Raw genomic sequence first — 21,719 nt, forward strand, 5'->3', positions numbered from 1 at the left:
ACTAATTTAAAATGTTACGTTAATACCGAATGAATGACTTTTACTTATAGGATAAACATTCAGATTTCCTGATTCCACCTCAGGATCTACATTGAATGGTAAATCATCAAATGTAAATAGGTTTTCACCTGTATAATATATTTTCGCATTGGCTATACCGAGTTTACTTATTAAAGATTTTGGTAAAGTATAGCTGAAATTTATATTCTTGATTCGCAAGTAATTCGTATTCATACACCAAAAGCTGGTTCTTGCCTTATTGGGGGCACTTACTGATCTGTCATCTAAAAATATTCGTGGCCAATCCGTATTTGTGTTTTCCGGACTCCAGGCGTTTAACCAATTTGTACTTGGATGAGAGGTTTCTCCTTCAAATAAACCCGGAACAGTATAGTCAAAGTAACGATTTGTACCTGTTATTCCTTGCATAAAAACAGATAAATCAAAACCTTTCCAGCCTCCTGCAAGTGTTAAGCCATATGTTCCTTTAGGCTGTTGAGAACCTTTTACAACCCGATCATCCTCTGTTAGTTTTCCATCACCATTTACATCTTTTATTCGCAAATCGCCTCCTTTAAAAGGTAGTGACCACGGGTTACCATATTTAGATTCATAAGAAGCAGCCTCTTCATCACTTTGAAACAGTCCATCTGTAACATATACATAAAACGATTGATAAGGTTGACCAACACGATTTATCAAATAACCATCGATAGTTTCATCAACACCTCCTAAGTCTAACAATTCATTTTTATTATAGGCAAAATTCGCATTAACTCCAAATCTCCAATCCTTATTGAAATTATGATTCCAAGTAACGCTAAATTCTATTCCGGAATTACGCAAAGCACCAACATTATCTTGATAAGCACTTGTTGTTCCAAAAGTTTTTGGAACAGGAACATTCATTATTATCCCTGTTGTCTTACGATTATAATACTCAGCGCTTAAAGTGAATTCATCTAAAAAATTGGCATCAAACCCAACGCCCCAGTTTGTTGCTTTCTCCCAAGAAATGCTAGATATCTTATGAGCAGTTTGAGTAATTCCTTGAAATAGTACATTATCAAATGGGAAGTTTTTACCAATATAAAGAGTTGTCAATGAAGGGTAATAATCTGATAATGCCTCCTGATTACCCAACTGCCCCCAAGAAGCTCTTATTTTTAAGGATTGTAACCATTCTTTTGTTTTTTCCATAAACCCTTCTTCCGATATACGCCAACCTGCAGAAAACGCCGGGAAATATCCCCAACGGTATCCTTTAGCAAAACGAGAAGAAGCATCAGCCCGAAAATCAGCTTCCAACAAATACTTTCCCTGATAATCGTAGTTAATACGACCAAAATATGACATCATTGCCAATTCTCGGGAATAGCCACTATTTGTTTGAGTAGAAGCATCCCCTGCATTTAAATCAGTCAAAGAACTATTTGGAAAACTTTTACGGAACGCTTTAAGTTCTCGAGAGTCATATTTTTCAATTTTATAACCACCCATTACTTTCAAGTTGTGATCTTGATTAAAAGTTTTTGCATAATTCAACAAAGCGTCAAGTGTATAACGACTCCACCTATTTACTTTCTCTTCCAACTGATCGGGACCATGATAATTTACTTCATCATACCAACATTCTTTACGAAAATCTTTGGTTTCCTTGATATCTGTAACATAAGCACCTTGCAGTGTAAAAGTTAAGCCCTCCAAAATAGTATAATCAAACGCCAAAGCTCCGGAGAAGTTCTGTTGTAAATAATTTCTTCTACTATCTATATCAATCCACGCTGCCGGATTTCCGTCAGAAATGGAACCGTATGAACCATCCTCTCGCTTGTATGGAATCCATGGAGCAATTCTATCCGCCTGCCATATAAATCCTGCGTATCCCCCCCCATAAGAAGCATTTGGGTCTGAATATTTATTATTGATAAAAGCCATATTTGTACGCATATTGAATTTATCAGAAAGTTTGATATCTAAATTTGTGCGTAAATTAAACTGTTGTCTATCTGAATTTCTTAAAGTACCTTCTTGTCCTAAATATCCGGCAGATGCCATATATTTAACATCCTCAGATCCTCCGCTTACATTGAGGTTATGCTTATGCATAAAGCCAGTACGATAAATGTAATCCGTCCAAACTGTATTGGGGTGATTGTAGGGATCAGATCCATCTTTAAATAATCGAAGATCTTCATCTGTAAAACGAGGGGCGGAACCATCCTGCATTAATGCATAATTATATAACCGGGCATGATCATAAGAATTTAATCGATCTATTAAAGTAGCTACATTAGAAATACTCACATTTCCGCTATACGACACTGTTGGTTTTCCAATTTTACCTCTTTTTGTAGTTATTAAGATTACACCATTAGCCGCTTTTGAACCATAAATAGCAGCTGAAGCAGCATCCTTCAGGATAGACATTGACTCAATATCATTAGGGTCAATTTGATTAATAGTCCCTGTCTCAATTCCATCCACTAAAATGTAAGGATCAGAAGTGTTTAATGTTCCAACACCACGAATACGGATAGTAGAGCCGTCTTGACCGGGACGTCCGGTTCCTGATGTTACAGTTACACCAGGAGTTAATCCCTGAATAGCGGAAGAAACATTTGTCACAGGACGGTCTAGCAAATCATCTTTGGCTATTGTGCCTACTGCACCTGTTAAATTAACTTTTGTTTGTGTTCCATATCCAACAACAACAACTTCACTTAATGTTTTCATATCTTCAACAAGTTTAATAACCAATGATGTCTGGTTTTCAACTCGTATTTCCTGCATATTATATCCTATATAGGAAATTTGAATAATTGCATCCGAAGATACATCCAAAGTAAATTTACCATCAAAGTCTGTAACAAGGCCATTTGTTGTTCCCTTTTCAACTATATTTGCTCCAATAATTGGCTCACCAAATATATCAGTAACAACTCCATTAATTTTCTTTTTTTGCTGAGACTCTACAAGGCTATTATTATCTGTAATGGTTTTTTTGGATAAAACAATGTATTTCCCGTCTTTATGATAACTCAACCCAAAGTTACGAGATAAATTTTCCAAGACTTCATCTACAGACTTACTCACCATTTCTATAGAACTCATTTTACTTACATTGACCTCAGTGTCATATATAAAAAGATATTCTGTTTGTTCCTCAATAGTATTCAAACAGTTTTTCAATGTTATATTATCACCTCGTAACGTTATTTTTTGAGACATTGCATTTTCCGAGTGTGAATAAAACACAACAGCAAATAATAAAAGATTTGTAATTTTCAAAATCCGAAACAAATGCTTGCATCGAAATTTAAAAACACGGCTAAAACCGAATAAAGTTTTTTCATTCATAATTTCATTAAATTTAAGTTTAGACATTAATTAGTATTTAAGGTGACAAATTATCATATTCGTTGTCATTTTTATTATAGTTCTTATAAATCTATCTCATAGGCATATTGTTTTTAAGGGTCAATCAATATATATATAAGTGTTATCATCATTTCGGGTAAATGAGAATGACCTGTTCCTTTGTAAAAGTTTTAAAATATAATCAATTCCATCAGCAACACGGCATTTACCACTACATTTATAATCTTTAAGGATTGGATTTTGTACAACAATTTTTATATCATATATCTGTTCAAATCGAAGCATTAAATCAGTAAACAGAATATTGTCAAAACAAATCAATCCTTCTATCCATCGAAAACGATCAAACTCTTGAATAGAATCCACAAGAAATTTTCCATCTTTAAATTCAGCTTTTTGCATTGGCAATAACATTAACTCGGAATCCTCTTCTATTTTATTGGTTAGCTTTATGGCTCCTTCAAATAAAGCTACATCAAAATCACAATTAGCGTAGTCAGTGCGTACATTGAACTTTGTTCCCAAAACATTTATGTTACAATTAGTTGTCTGTACAACAAACGGTTGTTTTTCATTTTTAGCGATATCAAAAAAAGCCTCTCCTTTAAGGGATACTATTCGTGAATCCTGCGAAAAAGAAGTCGGGTATATCAGTTCACTACAAGCGTTAAGCCAAATATTACTACCATCAGACAATATGATATTTACCCGTTGCCCAGGGGGAACAATAATTTTGTTCTCCATAATCTCATTATTTGTTTTTGCAATATCCTTATATATAGATAAGGCAGCAACACACAACAAGCAAATTACTGCGGCAGTAGTGAGAAAATCCTTGATATATGATTTAAGATTAGTCTTATGAAAAAATCTTTTATTATTATCTGATAACGAAGACTGAAACAATATCAAATCAAATTGTTTTCGTTCTTTTATAAAAATCTCTTTATTTCGATTGGAAAGATCAACCCAATTACATACAGCCTCTTCTTCCTCAAAAGAAGCTTTTCCGGAAAAAAAGCGATATAATATATTTTTATTCATATATAATAAGCACTTGAGAAAAGAATCCCCCTAAAGTTTAAATGTATTTTATTAGACAACCACTGTTTATAAAATCAAAAAACACGATTGGTGTTTATGTTGATTTAAATAAATTAACAATTCAAATTTATTCTTAAAAATACACATTACTATATAAATAAAAAGATAACCTTTATTTTTCAGAAAATATCCTTTATTTTTAAAAAAATAACCTTTATGTTTTTAGTCATACATATTGCACTGATAATCAATAAATTAAAAGCACTAAAATAACAGAAGGCAAGTCTTGTTTTTAAGCTAAAAAAAAGCATTTATTAACATTTGAATATTCTATTTGACCCTGTTTATGGTTAAATACAATGTCCTCTACTAATTATTCTTTTAATAAAAGCCAATCACTCAGAAAAAAATTAAGATATATCGAACCTATATTATAAAAAACAATAAAGTCACTATATAATCTTTCAGCTTTAACCTCATAATTTTCAACGCTTTTGAGATGTGATATTCAACACTTTTTTCTGAAAGTTCAAAACATTCAGCTATTTCAGAATATGTTTTATTTTCAAACCGGCTCATTATAAATATCTGTCTTGTTTTATCTGACATTAATTTTAAAGCTTCATTTATCAATTGTTGGGCTTCAATACTAAATAATTCCTCGGGATCACAAGCTTCAAGTGTAGCAATACGTAAGTTATTTACTCGATGATGATGTTCGCGAATATTTTGCTCAACATCTTCGCGAATACGGATATGTCGTAGATAATTTAAACATTTATGCTTAATCACTTCAAGAATATAAGCAGGTATGTTTGAGTCGGAAGTTAATTTGTCCTTATTTTCCCAATAATACATAATACCTTCTATGACAATATCTTCCGATACATCTTTATCGTTTATGTATGTATTAGCAAATCGAACAAACAAACCCTGATAGTCTGCAAACAGTTTATTAAAGGCTTTGATCTCCGAGGTCGTTCTCATGATTTTTATTAATTACAACAAAAAAACAAATCAAAACTAAAGTTAAATTCCCTACTTATTATATTTCAAATATACAGAATCAGCCACTCAAAAACAACATTAAATAAAAAAAGCAGGAACTATCTCTTTTATGAGACAATTCCTGCTTTTTTGAGCCTGTTTTTTTATTTCTTATTCCAGATAAGTATAGCCATACAGTCCGGATCGATAGTTTGACAAGAACTCCCTACCCTCTTCTACCGAAATAACTCCGGCTTTCATGGAAGAGGTTACCCAGGATTCTACTGTTCTTACCAGTTTCTTGGGATTGTATTGTACGTAATCTAATACGTCGGCGATGGTTTCGCCATCAATTACTTGTTCGATCTTGTAATTTTCTTCGTTCACAGCTATGTGGACAGCATTTGTGTCTCCGAAAAGGTTATGCAGGTCTCCTAATATTTCCTGATATGCTCCGACTAAGAATACTCCCATATAGTAGGGTTCTTTGCTTTTTAATGGGTGTACAGGCAGATGGTATGCATAGTTTCGGGAATTAATGAAGTTGTCGATCTTTCCATCCGAGTCGCATGTTATGTCTTGTAATGTAGCTGTGGTAGACGGTTTTTCGTCCAAGCGACTGATTGGCATGATCGGGAATACCTGATCTATCGCCCATGAGTCCGGCAAAGACTGGAAAAGGGAAAAGTTACAGAAATATTTATCGGGCAACATTTTTGAAATTTTCCGCAGCTCTTCCGGTGCATGTTTCATTTCGGAAGCTATTTTAAATACTTCGCGGGCTATTGACCAATACAAACGCTCTACTTGCGCTCTTGTAATCAGGTCTAACATCCCAAGACTGAATAAATCCAACGCTTCTTCTCTGATTTGTTGTGCATCATGCCAGGTTTCAATCAGTCGGGGTTGATTCATTTCGTCCCATAATTTGTACATCTCACAAACCAATTCGTGCGCGTTTTCAGGTAAATCCAGGTCTTCACTCCATTCGGGCAAAGTGGCTGTTTCCAATACTTCAAATATAAGTACTGAGTGATGTGCAGTAAGTGATCTTCCTGATTCAGTGATGATATTGGGTTGGGGTATTTCGTTCTTTACACAAGCGTCTACCAATGTTGAGATGGAATCGTTCACATATTCCTGTATGGAATAGTTCATGCTGCTTTCACTGCCGGACGAACGTGTACCGTCATAATCTACTCCTAAGCCGCCGCCTATATCTACAAATTCAACGTTATATCCCATGGTTCGAAGTTGAACATAGAATTGCGAAGCTTCACGTAGCGCGTTTTTTATACGACGTATCTTAGTGACCTGACTACCTATATGAAAATGGATCAGGCTCAGGCAGTCTTCCATTTTATTTTTCTGAAGGAAGTCTAAGGCTTCCAACAATTCACTGGATGAAAGACCGAACTTACTTACGTCACCTCCGGACTCTTCCCATTTTCCGCTACCGGAGCTGGCAAGTTTAATACGGATACCGATGTTGGGTCTTATCTTCAGTTTCTTGGATAGTTCGGCAACGAGTTTAAGCTCGTTCATTTTTTCCACTACTATGAAAATACGTTTACCCATCTTCTGCGCGAGAAGTGCTAACTGAATATACGCCTCATCTTTATATCCGTTACAGATAATTAATGAGTCACTACTTGTGTTGATCGCTAAAACCGCATGTAACTCCGGTTTAGAACCGGCTTCAAGACCGATATTAAACTTTTTGCCATGACTTACGATTTCTTCCACCACCTGGCGCATCTGATTAACTTTAATCGGATAGATTATAAAATTCTGAGCCGAATAGTTATATTCCTTTGCAGCCACTTTAAAACAATTCGAAATTTTCTCAATTCTGTTATCCAGAATGTCGGAAAAACGAACAAGAAGAGGAGCAGATACATCACGTAAAGTAAGTTCGTCCATTAACTCTTTTAAATCAACAGGAGCTAAACCTTTCTTTGGGGTAACAATAATATGTCCCTTCTCATTAATAGAAAAATAATCCAATCCCCAGCCGTTAATATTATACAACTCGGCTGAGTCTTCAATTCGCCATTTTCTCATTATCTTAAACTGTAAACTAATTATAAATTAGTGCGAAATTAATAATAAACCTAATAACTTTATTCGCTATTCTTCCTTTTGAAAAATAAAATGCAAAGATCGAAGAATATTTTCATCTTACAGTACTAAAATGTTTATTTATTACGGAGTTAGCCATAGATTGTTTTATTCTCTCTATTTTTGTGCTTTCTCTATTTCCAAACTACAATCAAATTATGTCTACAACAAACACAAATAGTTTATCAATCAACAAAATAATCCCCACAAAAACCAGAATTCGTTTATTGGCCGCCTGGAGCGTGGTTCTTTTATTTTCTGTATGGGGAGATTCCATTTTAGGTGATTCTATCCAAACAATGTCTGCTGTTTTTGCTTTTGTCATTCTTTTAGTCACAATTATCGCGGCGGCTTTTGGAGTGGTAAGAGAAGCAGATGAGCTGGCTCATAAGTTGGGAGAACCGTATGGAACGCTGATTCTTACCTTATCGATTGTCGCCATTGAGGTTATTCTTATCGCGGCAGTAATGTTAGGGCCGGGAGAATCTCCTACTATTGGTAAGGATTCTATTTTTTCGGTCATGATGATTATTATGAATCTTGTAATTGGATTGTGTATTCTGATTGGAGGGCTTAAATATGGCGAACAGGAGTATAATGCGCAGGGTACAATGTCTTACATTGCCATGATCATTATGCTGGGCGGACTTTCCATGCTACTGCCTAATTTTATTGAAGGTTCGGGAAACGGAATATTCAGCACTATGCAAACAATAACACTTGCCATGTTAATCACTTTGCTTTATGCGTTATTTCTATTCTTTCAGATGAAAGCCTACAGTCACTTATACGTACAACCACCTAAAGGGAAGATGAATATTCTTTTTGAAGAAAAACAGATTGTCGCTTTGTCTCATAAAACAGAAAACGGACAACAAACTACTGATACAAGAGAAATCACAATTCGATCTGTGATACTTATCGCGATGATATTGCCGATTGTGTTGCTTTCTCATAGTATGGCGATAGTCGTTGATTTTGGAATTAACGCGGCTAACCTCCCTTCTTCCTTAGGTGGGGTTTTAATTGCGATCATTGTATTTACGCCGGAATCTATGACTGCAATTAAAGCGGCTTTCAATAATGAATTCCAACGCGTAGTTAATTTGTGCCACGGAGCTTTTGTTTCTACAGTCGGGCTGACAGTTCCGGCTGTACTAACCATTGGTCTGATAACAAACAAGACCGTTCAGTTCGGACTTACGCCAAGCGAAACGATCTTGTTCATTATTACCTTATTATTAAGTCTTATCACTTTCTTGGGCAAACGCACCACTCCTATGACGGGAATAATGCATTTGGCTCTGTTCATTATATTCGTTATGCTTGTATTTAACCCTTGATAAAGACAAACACTACACTTTATTCCGTCTTTATACTATTCACCGGATTTTCATTTGCTGCACGCCAGCTTTGGAAAGAAACTGTTGCGATGGTAATCAAACAAACTACAACAAAAGCCATCAGGAAAACCCACCAGTATACAGGAACTTTATAAGCAAAGCCGGCCAACCAACTAACCACTCCCAAATAAGCGACAGGAACAGCTATTACAAAACAAATTCCGACAATATACAAGTAGTTTTTATTAAACATATACAACAATTCCGAAGCAGTTGCCCCCATAATCTTACGTATTCCAATCTCTTTGCGGCGGTATCCGGCTTCAAACATAACCAGTCCGAATACACCAACAACAGACAATAGAATAGCCAGAATACTGAAATAAGTAATCATCTTACTAACAGCAAGCTCTTTTTTATACAGTTGGTTGTAAATCGTACTGTAAAACTCAAAAATAATTACTTGAACGCCAGTTCTGCCTATCCACTTCCGGGTCAATTGCCATATAAATAGAGTTGTTCAACTGTGAATTAGCGGGAAAGTCTATATAAACAGCTCCAATGGTAAAATCTGAATGGCTGACAGTCCAGATTCTTTCTTCCGCATGAAGTGTTTGTCCAACAGCACTATTTTCACCAAACATTTTTTTAGCCATACTTTCAGGTATCGCTATCTTGCCCGGCTCATGCAAACAATTGCCACTTCCTTCCAAAATCTGAAATCCAAAAACTCTGGTCATATCAGCATGAACAGGTACAACCGATTCAACAAAACCTTTCTTCTTCTCATGCTCATTCGTTGTAAAGTAAATCTTTCCAACAAAAGAATTTAGAAGTGTACCAGCTTCTATATGAGGAGACGACTGAATCACGGCTTCAACAAAAGCTCGGGGAAGAACAAAGGCAAAATCACCTTTATTATTAAACGTTACCCGATATAAACGCTCCGAAGTTGCGTAACCACGATCATAATTACGTTCATAACTTACCTGCATCATTATTACAATAAAGGCAGCAAAGGCAACGGACAGTCCGGCCAGATTAAGGACTGTTGCCATCCTGAAGCGTTTCAGAACATTGAGGAAGTTTCGTATTATTGTTTTCATATTTTTATTGAAATCAACACTTCCGGTCTTCACAGATGGTAAGCGTTTTAGTTGACTTTAAATTTTGCTGACATCAGTTGAGAAATTACACGAATTCACTTACTGATGATACAACCTGTCCGTCAAACAAATTAATAACACGGTGAGCAAAACTTGCGTCGTGCTTTGAGTGTGTAACCATGATGATGGTTGTTCCTTCTTTATTCAGTTCTGTAAGTAAGTCCATTACTTCAGCACCGTTCTTGCTATCTAAGTTACCGGTCGGCTCATCGGCAAGGATAATCTTCGGACCGGAAACTACCGCACGAGCAATTGCTACACGTTGTTGCTGACCTCCGGACAATTGCTGAGGGAAATGTTTTGAACGATGGCTTATGTTCATCCGCTTCAAAATATCAGTTACCATTTTTTTACGTTCTGCCGGCTTGATATTCAGATAAGTCAGAGGAAGCTCCACATTCTCAAATACGTTTAGTTCATCTATCAGGTTAAAGCTTTGGAACACGAATCCGATATTTCCTTTGCGAACGTTTGTACGTTCTTTTTCTTTCAGGTGTCCTACTTCATGTTCTGCCAGATAATAATTACCTTCTGTTGGGTTATCCAACAAACCAAGAATATTCAAAAGTGTTGATTTACCACAACCTGAAGGCCCCATTACAGCTACAAACTCTCCATTTTTAACTTCCAGTGATACTTTATTCAACGCGATAGTTTCCACTTCTTCTGTACGGAAAAACTTGCTTAAACTTTCAATCTTAATCATGACTTTCTAATTTTATATTGTTTTATTTAATTTCTTATTTTGCTATTCTCTTATTCAGCCTTCAATCGTTTCACCGGATTTTCATTAGCGGCATAGTAGCTTTGCACGAAAACCGCGGCAAATGAAATAACTAAGCAGAACAGACCAGCTGCTACATAAATCAGCGGACTAAGTTCTATTCTGTAAGTATAGTCAGACAACCATTTTGTCATTGCGTACCAAATAACGGGCACAGAAAGAACAAAGGCAATCAGTACATAATTCAGGAAGTTGAACACCAAACGAAGCAACACCTGCACATTTGTAGAACCAAATACTTTGCGCACAGCAATTTCACGAGAACGCTGCATAATAAAGTAAGTCGACATTGCTATAAGTCCCAACAATGAAATAACAATAGCAATAACAGCAAAGATGGATACGATTTTAGATGTACGTTCTTGCGCCTCGAAAGACTGTTGGATCTGTGTGTCAAAGTATTCACCATCAAATTCAAGTCCGGAAAACTTTTCATACACTGCCTTTATCTCGCGGTATGCAACAAAAGGATCACCTTGCACTTCTACAATCAAATCCCAAGGATAGAAGTCTTCAATTTTTTTAATTTGATAAATGATCGGACTTTGTCCGTTTGTAATATTATAAAGTTGGAAATCTTTCAGAATGCCACGAATAGGTCGCTGATCATCATAATAGCGGAATGTTTCAGAGTCTTCACTGATCTCCAGTTCACGAATCGCTTGTTCGGTCAGATAACAGGCATCCATTCCTCTATTGTTATCTCTAATGATCTCCAAACCAAGCATATCAAAAAAGGTTTGATCGCTTACAATAGTCTGAAAGCTAATGCTTTTATTCTTCTCTTTATACTCCATCGTGTTATTATTCCCTCGTGAAAAAGGTGTTCCCTGAGAGTAGGCTACTCTTTTCACTACAGACAATTGTCCAATTTCATTTCCTAAAGTGATTAGTTTTTCTTTTCCATCCAAAGCTTCAATATTCATCAGGTTAGTTGAATTGTAGCCCAAGGGTGCGTTTATCAGATGATGAACCTGCATAATCATGGTGATAGAAGCTGCGATCATTACAATGGTAATCACATTTTGAAATGTAATAAATACCTTGCTAAACCGCATCTTTGTTTTCTGACGAAACTCTCCACGAACCACTTCTATTGGTTTTGAGTTGGATATGATGGATGCCGGTAATACACCGGAAAGAATGCCTATCAATAAAATTAAACCGAATGTGATAGACAGACTTGCCAAGGTAACACTGTCTCCTATATCAATCCGGGTCTGCAATAAATCATTCGCAAAAGGAACTACAGCCATTACAAGCAGCAATGCGATTAGGAAAGAAATAAAAGTAATCATCGTCGATTCCATAATCAGCCGCATAAACAATTCCCCTCGCGAAGAACCGTGCAAACGGCGTGTTGCCATTTCTTTCGCTCTGAATCCGGCCTGTGCTACTGTTAGATTAATATAATTGATAATGGCAAAAACAAGTATCAGGATACTGACAGATAGAAGTATTAATACAAATCGCTCATCTCCTTTTTCTAATCCGGGAGAATGGTATTTTGAGAAATAAAACTCCTTAAGCGGTATAAAATTCACCTTATCCTGATGTCCATTTTTATATATCCAGAAAATCTCTTTAAAGAAAGCAGCCATATCATCTGCTTTAGCATTAAGGTTCGAACCTGGTCTTTCCTTGATAAATACGACACAACTACCGGCATTATTAAAATGCTCACTATCCATTGACCAGTTAAAGTATTTAATATTATCTATACGGATCAGGATATCGGCATAAGTAATTGTAGAGTTTTTGATATCCTTCATTATTCCATCAACCGACACGATAACGGAATCATTCAAAGTTATCATTTTCCCCATCGGATCAACTCCGGGAAAAGCTTTTCTGGCAAAAGTTTCTGATATAACGGCAGAATTACGACTTTGAAACACCGACTCTTTAGTACCCTCTACTAATGTAAATGAGAACATATCAAAAAAAGTAGTATCAACAAACATGTGACCTGCATTTAACTTTGTATCACCAATACTAATCGCTCTTTTTTCCCAAGTAGGCACTAAAGGACAAACTTTCTCGATCTCCGGATAACGCTCCTGAATCCGGTAGGCCAGGCGATAAGCTGTGCCGACACCGTCTTCATTGCCGAGCAAATAGATCTGATCTCCTTTTTCATGAAACTTATCAATGCTTAGTTCTTGTTTTACATAAACAGCAATAAGAATTACAAACATCAACGACAAGGAAAGTCCAAATACATTAATAAATGTATAGGCTTTATTCCTTCCGAGAAATTTGAAAAATGTTTTTAAATTCAGCAAATTATTCATTTCAACAATATTTTATTGATTCTTTAAACTCTCTACCGGATTCTGATTAGCTACCCGGTAACTGTTTATGCATACTAAAGATAAAATAATCGTTACTACGGCAACTCCGCAACCAACAAAGAGAAAGATTGTAAGCGTACTTTTTTCCGCAAATTGTTCCTGCCATTTAATAGCGGTAAAATAAGCAGCAATACAGCCGAATATGATTGACGGTATCGCGATCTTCAGTATGTCTGCCAAGAAAAGTCGTAGTATATCATTCAATGTTGCACCATTTATTCTTCGAATCGCGATTTCCGCACGACGACGATTAATTTCATCATTCGTATAGCCGATCAACCCAATTAGCGAGATGACCAATGTAACTATTCCACCTATCATAACTGAATCCCGAAACACGCGTGAGTCTTTGTACATATTGATCATTTCCTCATTATAGGGAGTAACTACAATATGTTTATCCGGCATGGTATTTTCCAATACGGATGTTACCTGTTTAATTGTTGCTGAATTCATCTGATGCAGACGAACGGTAATAATCGTTTGATGTTCTTTTGCAAAAAGCAATAAACTTGGACGTTCATCCATATTCGCTATAGAAGAAACACGCACATCTCCATATACGCCCACAATACGACGTAACCCCCATTGGCTCAGTCGGACTTCCTTGCCCACTACTCCATCGGTCCAACCGCACATAATTGCCATTTTATCCTCAAAAGATTTACTTACCACAATATCTCCTTCCGATGAATTTTCATCAAAACCTTTTCCGGACACAATGGGTATCTGCAGCAGATTCAAATAATCAGCATCAGCGGCTTCCATATCCGCGAAATTAAATAGCTCTTCATCCTTTCCGGGAAGAGAAACATTATTTCCGGACATTCCTTGAAATGGTAACGTATTCGAAGTAGCCACGAGTTCTACACCCGGAATACGCTCCAGTTCATTAATTGCTTGTTGGCGTCTTTCCTTATTCGCTCCCCATGTTTCGCAGTAAAGCACATGTTCATAGTTATAACCGGGATTATCATTGACCATTAGCGTATATTGACGACCAATTATCACAAGCAAAGTGACCAGAAAAGCACAGGCAATAAACTGTATGAACAACAAACCTAACTTCCAATTACGGCGAGATTCACGGTAGTTGCGAAAAGCCACAGCAACAGGAATGCGGGAAAATAATTGCGCGGGAATCAATCCTGCCACTAAATAAACAAGCACACATACACCAAGAAGTAACAAACAAGCCTGCCAGGAAAGCAGCGCGATCAGAGAAGTTCCCAATAACTCTTTTACAACAGACTGACAAGCGGCTACTAATAAGACCGCGCTTATAATAGAAATCAGCAGATGCACCGTAGTCTCGGCCAGCATCAGTGCAGTAATATTCTTGCCTGAAGCACCATAACATTTATAAACCGCCACTTCTTTAGAACGTCCTACTAATGTAGAAATCACAATCAGGATATAGTTCATTACCGCTGTAAACAACAGGGCAAAGGAAAGCAATCCCAATAAAAAAGACATCCGTTTCACATTCAAATCCGCAGAATGGATTGTCAACAAAGGGTTTAATGTATAAAATATATCCACACCCATTTCCTTTAGTTTTTCCATTGGCTGATGACGGGTTTGCATATCACGCATTGAGCCGGCTATTGATTCGGGTGTTACGCCTTTTGCCAATCGCACATAGGCCATATATCGGTCGTTGCCTAACCAATTCATTGAACCGTCCCACATAAAGTTAGCTATTGAAGACATTGAAACCGCTACATCGTACCTGTAATGTGAATTCTCCGGTATATCTTCAAATACCGCGCCTATAGTCATTACCTTTCCGGGATAAGTATCCATCTCAATTGTTCTGCCAATCACGTCACCACCTATTTTATCTGCAATTGTTTTCGAAATAATTGCGTACATCGGGCGAGATAATGTTTCTTTTACATCACCTGCAAGAACCGGACGAGGAAGTATATCGAACAAACAGGAATCTGCAAGTATAAAATTACCGGAATACATACGTTTGTCTTCTGTAGTATAAAAAACAGCGTCAGCCAAACCAAATCCGGTATAACGCGTACCTGCTTCTACTTCCGGAATCTCTTCGCGCATGCCAACCACCACTCCACCACTAACACGGCTATTCCAGCCGGGTTCTTCATCATCTGCCTGCGTGAAATTTTCGCTCAAATGATATATCCGGTCTCCATCCGGATAGAAATTATCAAAAGTTTGTTCAAAATAAACCTTAGCAATCAACACCAATCCCATGGCTAAGCCTACTGCCAGAGACAGCATCTTAATATGATTATTACGTCCTTTTTTAAACAAGGATCGAAAAGCAAGTACTAATTCTTTATTCATAATCGTATTATTGAAGGATTAACACTTCATTGTCTTTGTAGTTTTCATAATTTGAGATAACAACGCGTTCGCCCGGTTCAAGGCCGTCAAGCACTTCGTAGAATTGGGGGTTCTGACGACCGATCTTTATTTTACGACGGGTGGCTTTTTTACCGTCTTTGTCAACTACGAATATCCAGCTTCCTCCTGTGGTCTGGAAGAAGGTTCCGCGAGGTATCATGATGCTTTCGGTAGGCAAACCTAATTGCAGACTGATATAATAGGTCTGTCCGCTGCGGATATTATCCGGACGTTCGCCGGCAAAGATCAGTTCGGTACGGAATTTTCCGTCACGCACTTCGGGAAATACCTTACGAACTGTCAATGCGTATTTTTTATCCTGACGTTCGAAAGCCGCATCCAACCCCTGTTTTACACGGTCTATATAATGCTCATCTATCAAAGCTTCCACCTTATAGTCCGACAAGTCATTGATCTGACCGATCTTTTGTCCGGTAGAAACATTTTGTCCTAACACAACATCCAAAAGCCCCAATTCGCCATCTATCTGCGAGCGGATATTCAGGTGTTCTTTGCGTTCGCGAATCAATAATACATTCTGACGCATATTAGCCAGGTTTTCTTCCATCTGATCAACCTGAATAGAACGGTAGATCGAATCCTGACGTAGGCGTTCGATAATCAGCGCATGTTTTTGTTTGGCCAGATCGTAATCTTCTTTGGCTTGTAAATATTCCTCTTTGGCAATCAAACTCTCATTATACAATTGCTCTTGTTGCTTAAAGGCGCGCAGTTTGCGTTGGATATCCAAGTCTAATTGCAGCTTTTCCGTTTGGTTGTTCAACTTATCCTGCTCCATAGTCACCTGTGTATTACGAAGGAAGTTTTGCTTTTCAGCCAGATCGGCTTCCGCATTCAGTATTTGCAGATCCAATCCGGAATTACTCAGCCGAACAATTATGTCTCCTTTTTTCACCTGCGTACCTTCTTCAATCACTTTATCTTGTACAATACCGCCTTCTTCCGGACTAAGCTGAACTACAGTAATTGGCTGTACCTGTCCATCAACACGTACAAAGTCGTTAAATTCCGCTTTTGTTACATTGCCGATATTCACACTACGCGAATCAACTTTCAAGGTTGAAGAATGATCGCCGAAAATAATCCAGCCTACCAAGATCAGAAATACTGCTCCCCCAACTACGTAAGGAATATGTTTTTTCTGAAGACCTTTCTTTTTTTCTAATTGTATATCCATGATTGTATCTATTTTTATATTATTCGTAAAGTTTGTTATTTCTGTATTAATTCACCGCCCTTGTAGTAGTCCACCTGACGGATCTTCACAAGATAAAGAAGACGTCTTTGCAAAAGATTTACTTTCGACTGTATAAGCAGGTTAGCGCTGGTTTGCAAATCGAGCGAGCTCATCAGTCCTTCTTCAAACTTTCTTAATGTAAGTTGATAAGCCAATTGATTCGATTTCACTTGCTTTTGCATCTGTATCACTTCTTTAAGATAGCCATCGCGGTCGGCCACGGCTTTCTCAATTGTGATTTGTAATTGTCTGAGTGTTTCAGTTTGCTGTTCTGCGGCGATACGCATATTGTTGCGTGCCCGGCGAACAATTGTTCGGTTGTTGAACCCGTCAAACAGCGGGATACTGACATTTAAACTTACATATTCCCCCCGGTTATTCTTAAACTGATTTTTGAAAGCCTCCGGAACAACAGCACCGGAAGAAAGATTTTCAAAATAGTTTGTGGAAATTCCGGCAGACAAAGAAATGGTAGGAAATAAGCGCCCTTTGGCTATCAGATGTTGTAATTTATTATTCTTCAAAGTAAGCGCGGCCTGTTGTGCTATGGGGTTGTTGTCCGCGGCAAAAGAATAAATATCAGCAGCCGATTCGGGTTGTATTCTGATTTCTTCGACAGTCATCGTGGTGTCTAACGCCAAAGGAGTAGCAGCATCCAGATTCATGTATTCTTTCAGCGTCAGCAAAGCTGTGTTATGCATATTTTCCTGATGGGTCAGGTCGTAATCGTCGGCAGCCACCTGTGCTTCTATCTGTGCAACGTCTGCTTTCCCTTTTAATCCAAGCTCTTCCTGACGCTGGGTTTTGTAAAGCAAACGACTACTTTCTTCTAACTTCTCTGCCGCATATTTAGCAGTTCCCAGATAAAACACCACATCAATATAAGCTTGCATAGTATTAATCGCCAACTCGTCTTCCGCCTGACGCACATTTTGTTTTCCTAACAAACGGTTTACTTTAGCCAACTTCCATTCATTTATTAAACGTCCGCCATGAAACACGGGTAAAGAAGCATACAAAGAATAACCGTTATTAAATGTAGAGGTATTATTATAGGTATTGGTTCCGGGGTCAATAGAACGACCATAATTTAATCGTGCCCCTACTTCTGCGGTAAGCGAAGGAAGAAAATTGCCGAATGCCGAAAGTTGCTCTGCCTTGTAGGTATCACTTGTATGTAACTGCTTCTTCACCTTCGGACTGTTTTCGACCGCGTAATTCATACATTCATCTAATGTCCAAACCTTATCCTGAGCAAACGAGGAGCCTCCCATGCCCATTAACACCATTACTATGTAGATTGTCTTTTTCATATACTTATGCTTTTACACGTTATTTAATTCAAACCCCGTGCCAAAAGCATAAATAGGCTGACTATCAAATGTATATAGATTTAGGTAAAATTAAAAAGTGTCCAAATTTTTGACACTGGTGTAAAAATATTGGACAAATTAAAACTGAAGTGAGGCATGAAACCCGAAATGTTCCGGACTTGCGGCCGGCGAAATACTTAAGTTGTATTTTTCGGCAAAAGGTTTAGTAAATATATAAGCACTTACAACGCCCATTGTTGCTCCGGCAGCCACATCCCACCAATCGTGTTTTTTACCATGCACCCTGCTCCAACCCACAAATCCGGCCGCGGCATAAGCAGGTATACCCCATTTCCAGCCGTACCTTTTCTGAATGAAGGCCGCGCCGGTAAAAGAAACAGCGGAATGCATAGAGGGAAAAGATTTATAATCGCTTTTGTCCGGACGCTCTTTCTCGATCACCTCCTTTAATATAAAGGTAAGACCAACCGATGACACGCCTGCCAGCGCACCTTGTTTCAGTCCCTCCCAATCGTGCAACGCAACTGTAGAAATGAGGCAGGCAGCCGGAATAGCAACCGCAAAGACATCTCCGGTAGTTCGAATCGTTTTACGGCTTCCACCTATTTCTGTTGTTTGAGCAGGTAATGACAGTGCAAAAAAAGATACGGTTAAAAGCAACAAAAAACTATTCATCGATCTGTTAGCTAAACAAGAGCTTCTCATATTCATTATTTTTCTTTTCAAATCCTTTATTTCTATTTCAACATCCTTTATTTTTCTATTTCTATAACTGTAGTAAAGTTTTTCTACAACTGTGGTAAAGTTTTTCCACAGTTGTCAAACTGTTTTTCTATATATATGGAAAAAGGAAAATATACTATATAAACAAAAAAACATTCCTATCTGAAGATTATTTTAAAGTATGCGCGCATGAACATTTATACTAAAGCCGCAATCTTAGGAAAGAAAATGATTCCGCCAATAATAGCAGCACTGATAGCCGCTATCAGCACAGCACCTGCCGCCAGATCTTTTACTCTTCCGATAGTTTTGTGGTGTTCGGGCGATACAAAATCACACATAGCCTCCAACGCTGAATTAACCGCCTCCATTGAAAAAACAAAACCAATTGCAAAAAACACCGCTACCCATTCGATAGCAGACAAGTTTAGTAAAAAACCACCTACAACAACCAAAATAGCCGCGAAGCAATGTATCCGGGCATTGTGTTCACCTGAGACAAGATAGCCGATTCCTCTGAACGCATAACGGAAACTTCTCAGTCTGTCTGCAAATGAAAATTTCTTTGTATTCATATATTTTCTTATGAGTCTATGCAAATATACTGAATGTTGCGAAAAGATTACACTTGTTTTAAAATCACTATTTACAATAAGGATATTACGATATATTCATGTACATTTGCATATAATATTAGTGTAGGACAAAAATCTGAAAAGCTTATGAAAACGAATATATTTAAAAGTCTTACTGCCTTAGCCATTGTCAGCTTGTTTCTTTACGGATGCAAAACAAATTCAAGAAGTTCGGTTGAAAATGACATCTCTTTTGATTCTATTATTGTAGATAAAGTTTATCACTTGTTGGAAAATCCCGAAAATCCCAGTTGCTCATTTCAATTAAAATTTTCATACCCAGTCGGGATGAAAGACAAAAAGATTTTAAGCCTTGTGCAGGAGCAATTTATCAATGATTATTTCGGAGATAACTATACGGATTTATCTCCTAAAGAAGCGGTGTCTCACTATACGGAAGATTACATAGCATCGTATAAAGAGCTGGAAGATGATTTCAAATTAGAGATAGAGCGTAGCAATGGTAAACCGGTAGCTGCCTGGTTTTCGTACTACGAAATGTCAAACAATGAAATAGAATACAATCAGAACAATATCCTTTCTTATTCGATCAGTTTCAATAATTATACGGGAGGAGCGCACGGAGCGCATTCAACGCTTCATCATGTGATCGATCTGAAAACCGGTAAACAGATTACCGAAGAAGATATTTTTATTGAAAACTTTCAGGAACAACTTGCGCAAATACTTGTTGATAAGATAGCGACACTTAATGAAGTACAAGACGTGAAAGAACTGGAAAATATCGGTTTCTTCAGTGTGGATGAGATTTTTCCTAACAATAATTTCATGATTGACGACACGGGTATTACCTATGCGTTTAACGAGTACGAAATTGCCGCGTATGTTGTGGGGCTGGTTGAAGTGCATATACCTTATAAAGAGATTGAGTATCTGATTCGGAAAGACAGCCCGATCGCTCATCTTGCATTTTAAAAATTATTATGCTGATTATACAAAAATATTTTACAGAATTATCAGAGAAACAAACAAGTCAGTTTGCCGCTCTGGACGAATTATACAAAGACTGGAACGCCAAGATCAATGTAATTTCCCGCAAGGATATAGAGAATCTGTATCCACATCATGTTCTTCATTCGCTGGGCATCGCTAAAATGCTTCGCTTTAAAGCCGGTTCGTCTGTTTTAGACATCGGCACGGGAGGTGGTTTTCCTGGCATTCCGCTTGCGATACTCTTTCCCGACGTTGAGTTTTTACTGATAGACAGTATCGGTAAAAAAATTAAAGTAGCTCAGGCGGTAGCGGAAGGTATTGGTTTGGAGAATATTCGTTTTCGCCACTGTCGGGGTGAGGAAGAAAAAGGAAAGTTTGATTTTGTAGTCAGCAGGGCAGTAATGCCCTTGGCGGATTTAGTAAAAATAGTCAGTAAAAACATTGCGAAGGAACAGAAAAACGCACTCCCCAATGGCTTGATTTGTTTAAAAGGAGGAGAATTGCAGCATGAAATACTACCATTCAAAAACAAAGCTGTAACGATCGACTTAAAATCGCATTTTAAAGAAGAATTTTTTATTACTAAAAAAGTAGTGTACGTACCATTATGATTACAATTAAAGCGTTTGAATTTAATTACTTTTCAGAGAATTGCTATTTGCTTCATGATGAAACCAACGAAGCGGTGCTAATCGATTGCGGTGCTTGTAGAAAAGAAGAGGAAGATGAATTGTCAACGTATGTCGCACAAAACGGATTGACCATTAAGCGTCTGCTGTGCACTCACCTGCATCTGGATCATGTTTTTGGAAACGACTTCGTTTTTAAAACATACGGTTTGCGCCCCGAAGTACACAAATCGGAAATAGAAAAACTCCCTTCGCCGGCAGAACAAAGTCAATTATTTGGGATTAAAACGCCTATAGAAGCTGTACAGGCAGCCAGATACATTGTAGGTAACGAGGTAATAAAGTTTGGCAAGTCCGAATTGATCGCTTTACTTGTTCCGGGACACTCACCCGGCAGTCTGGCTTTCTATAACGCAAAGGAAAAATTCGTTATATCGGGCGATGCGTTATTTAGTGGAAGCATTGGGCGTACCGACCTTTGGGGTGGAAACCAGGAAGTGTTGGTAGCCGCTATAAAGGACAAGCTTCTCTCCTTGCCGGACGAAACGGTTGTTTATCCGGGACATGGACCAACAACCAGCATAATAGAAGAAAAATACAATAATCCATTTTTATAACTAAATTGAA

Annotated in this window: 16 protein-coding genes and 1 pseudogene; 4 read left to right on the forward strand and 13 right to left on the reverse strand. The window is 37.6% G+C overall.

What is annotated here, in order from left to right:
* Positions 1-6: 6 nt before the first annotated feature.
* The 4 genes from B9Y81_RS06470 to speA form a co-directional block, all read right to left on the reverse strand.
* The gene (locus B9Y81_RS06470) at positions 7-3,387 is read right to left on the reverse strand and encodes a SusC/RagA family TonB-linked outer membrane protein (protein ID WP_245832413.1); all 3,381 of its coding nucleotides are present in this window, start codon (positions 3,385-3,387) and stop codon (positions 7-9) included.
* 93 nt (positions 3,388-3,480) lie between these two features.
* Complete coding sequence (locus B9Y81_RS06475) at positions 3,481-4,425, reverse strand: FecR family protein (RefSeq protein WP_085536187.1); 945 nt, start codon at positions 4,423-4,425, stop codon at positions 3,481-3,483.
* Positions 4,426-4,851: 426 nt separating this feature from the next.
* On the reverse strand, positions 4,852-5,412 hold the full coding sequence (locus B9Y81_RS06480) for an RNA polymerase sigma-70 factor (RefSeq protein ID WP_085536188.1): 561 nt from the start codon (positions 5,410-5,412) through the stop codon (positions 4,852-4,854).
* Between the two features lie 171 nt (positions 5,413-5,583).
* On the reverse strand, positions 5,584-7,476 hold the full coding sequence (gene speA / locus B9Y81_RS06485) for a biosynthetic arginine decarboxylase (protein WP_085536189.1): 1,893 nt from the start codon (positions 7,474-7,476) through the stop codon (positions 5,584-5,586).
* A gap of 215 nt (positions 7,477-7,691) precedes the next feature.
* Between speA and B9Y81_RS06490 the strand changes: the two genes are divergently transcribed.
* Positions 7,692-8,876 (forward strand): calcium:cation antiporter, encoded by a 1,185-nt coding sequence (locus tag B9Y81_RS06490; protein ID WP_085536190.1) that lies wholly within the window; start codon positions 7,692-7,694, stop codon positions 8,874-8,876.
* Between the two features lie 19 nt (positions 8,877-8,895).
* Here B9Y81_RS06490 and B9Y81_RS15485 read toward each other — a convergent pair.
* The 9 genes and pseudogenes from B9Y81_RS15485 to B9Y81_RS06530 all read right to left on the reverse strand — a co-directional run.
* A pseudogene (locus B9Y81_RS15485) lies at positions 8,896-9,327 on the reverse strand (ABC transporter permease); the annotation flags it as partial.
* Entirely contained in the window at positions 9,326-9,982 is a 657-nt protein-coding gene (locus B9Y81_RS15490; protein ID WP_394335431.1) for an ABC transporter permease, read from the reverse strand. The pseudogene B9Y81_RS15485 and the gene B9Y81_RS15490, both read right to left, overlap by 2 nt.
* Positions 9,983-10,067: 85 nt before the next feature.
* Positions 10,068-10,748: an ABC transporter ATP-binding protein gene (locus B9Y81_RS06500; protein ID WP_085536191.1), complete on the reverse strand. Its 681-nt coding sequence runs from the start codon at positions 10,746-10,748 to the stop codon at positions 10,068-10,070.
* A gap of 50 nt (positions 10,749-10,798) precedes the next feature.
* Positions 10,799-13,120, reverse strand: a complete 2,322-nt coding sequence (locus B9Y81_RS06505; RefSeq protein WP_085536192.1) for an ABC transporter permease — start codon at positions 13,118-13,120, stop codon at positions 10,799-10,801.
* A 12-nt stretch (positions 13,121-13,132) separates the two neighbouring features.
* Positions 13,133-15,499 carry an ABC transporter permease gene (locus B9Y81_RS06510; protein ID WP_085536193.1) on the reverse strand — a complete coding sequence of 789 codons (2,367 nt, stop codon included), beginning with the start codon at positions 15,497-15,499 and terminating at the stop codon, positions 13,133-13,135.
* A gap of 7 nt (positions 15,500-15,506) precedes the next feature.
* Positions 15,507-16,757, reverse strand: a complete 1,251-nt coding sequence (locus tag B9Y81_RS06515) for an efflux RND transporter periplasmic adaptor subunit (RefSeq protein ID WP_085536194.1) — start codon at positions 16,755-16,757, stop codon at positions 15,507-15,509.
* A gap of 35 nt (positions 16,758-16,792) precedes the next feature.
* Positions 16,793-18,130: a TolC family protein gene (locus B9Y81_RS06520; protein WP_085536195.1), complete on the reverse strand. Its 1,338-nt coding sequence runs from the start codon at positions 18,128-18,130 to the stop codon at positions 16,793-16,795.
* Between the two features lie 138 nt (positions 18,131-18,268).
* Complete coding sequence (locus tag B9Y81_RS06525; protein ID WP_085536549.1) at positions 18,269-18,826, reverse strand: phosphatase PAP2 family protein; 558 nt, start codon at positions 18,824-18,826, stop codon at positions 18,269-18,271.
* A 245-nt stretch (positions 18,827-19,071) separates the two neighbouring features.
* Positions 19,072-19,449, reverse strand: a complete 378-nt coding sequence (locus B9Y81_RS06530; RefSeq protein WP_085536196.1) for a diacylglycerol kinase family protein — start codon at positions 19,447-19,449, stop codon at positions 19,072-19,074.
* 147 nt (positions 19,450-19,596) lie between these two features.
* Here B9Y81_RS06530 and B9Y81_RS06535 point away from each other — a divergent pair, with 147 nt between their 5' ends.
* Genes B9Y81_RS06535 through B9Y81_RS06545 form a run of 3 tightly spaced genes read left to right on the forward strand, consistent with a single transcriptional unit; the run spans position 19,597 to position 21,709 of the window.
* Entirely contained in the window at positions 19,597-20,445 is an 849-nt protein-coding gene (locus B9Y81_RS06535; protein WP_085536550.1) for a DUF3298 and DUF4163 domain-containing protein, read from the forward strand.
* Between the two features lie 8 nt (positions 20,446-20,453).
* A complete protein-coding gene (gene rsmG / locus B9Y81_RS06540) occupies positions 20,454-21,074 on the forward strand; it encodes a 16S rRNA (guanine(527)-N(7))-methyltransferase RsmG (RefSeq protein WP_085536197.1) in 621 nt (206 codons plus the stop codon).
* Positions 21,071-21,709 carry an MBL fold metallo-hydrolase gene (locus B9Y81_RS06545; protein WP_085536198.1) on the forward strand — a complete coding sequence of 213 codons (639 nt, stop codon included), beginning with the start codon at positions 21,071-21,073 and terminating at the stop codon, positions 21,707-21,709. The genes rsmG and B9Y81_RS06545 overlap by 4 nt, the downstream gene beginning before the upstream one ends.
* Positions 21,710-21,719: the final 10 nt, after the last annotated feature.

This window comes from Massilibacteroides vaginae, assembly GCF_900178525.1.
In the GTDB taxonomy this organism is placed as follows: domain Bacteria; phylum Bacteroidota; class Bacteroidia; order Bacteroidales; family Tannerellaceae; genus Massilibacteroides; species Massilibacteroides vaginae.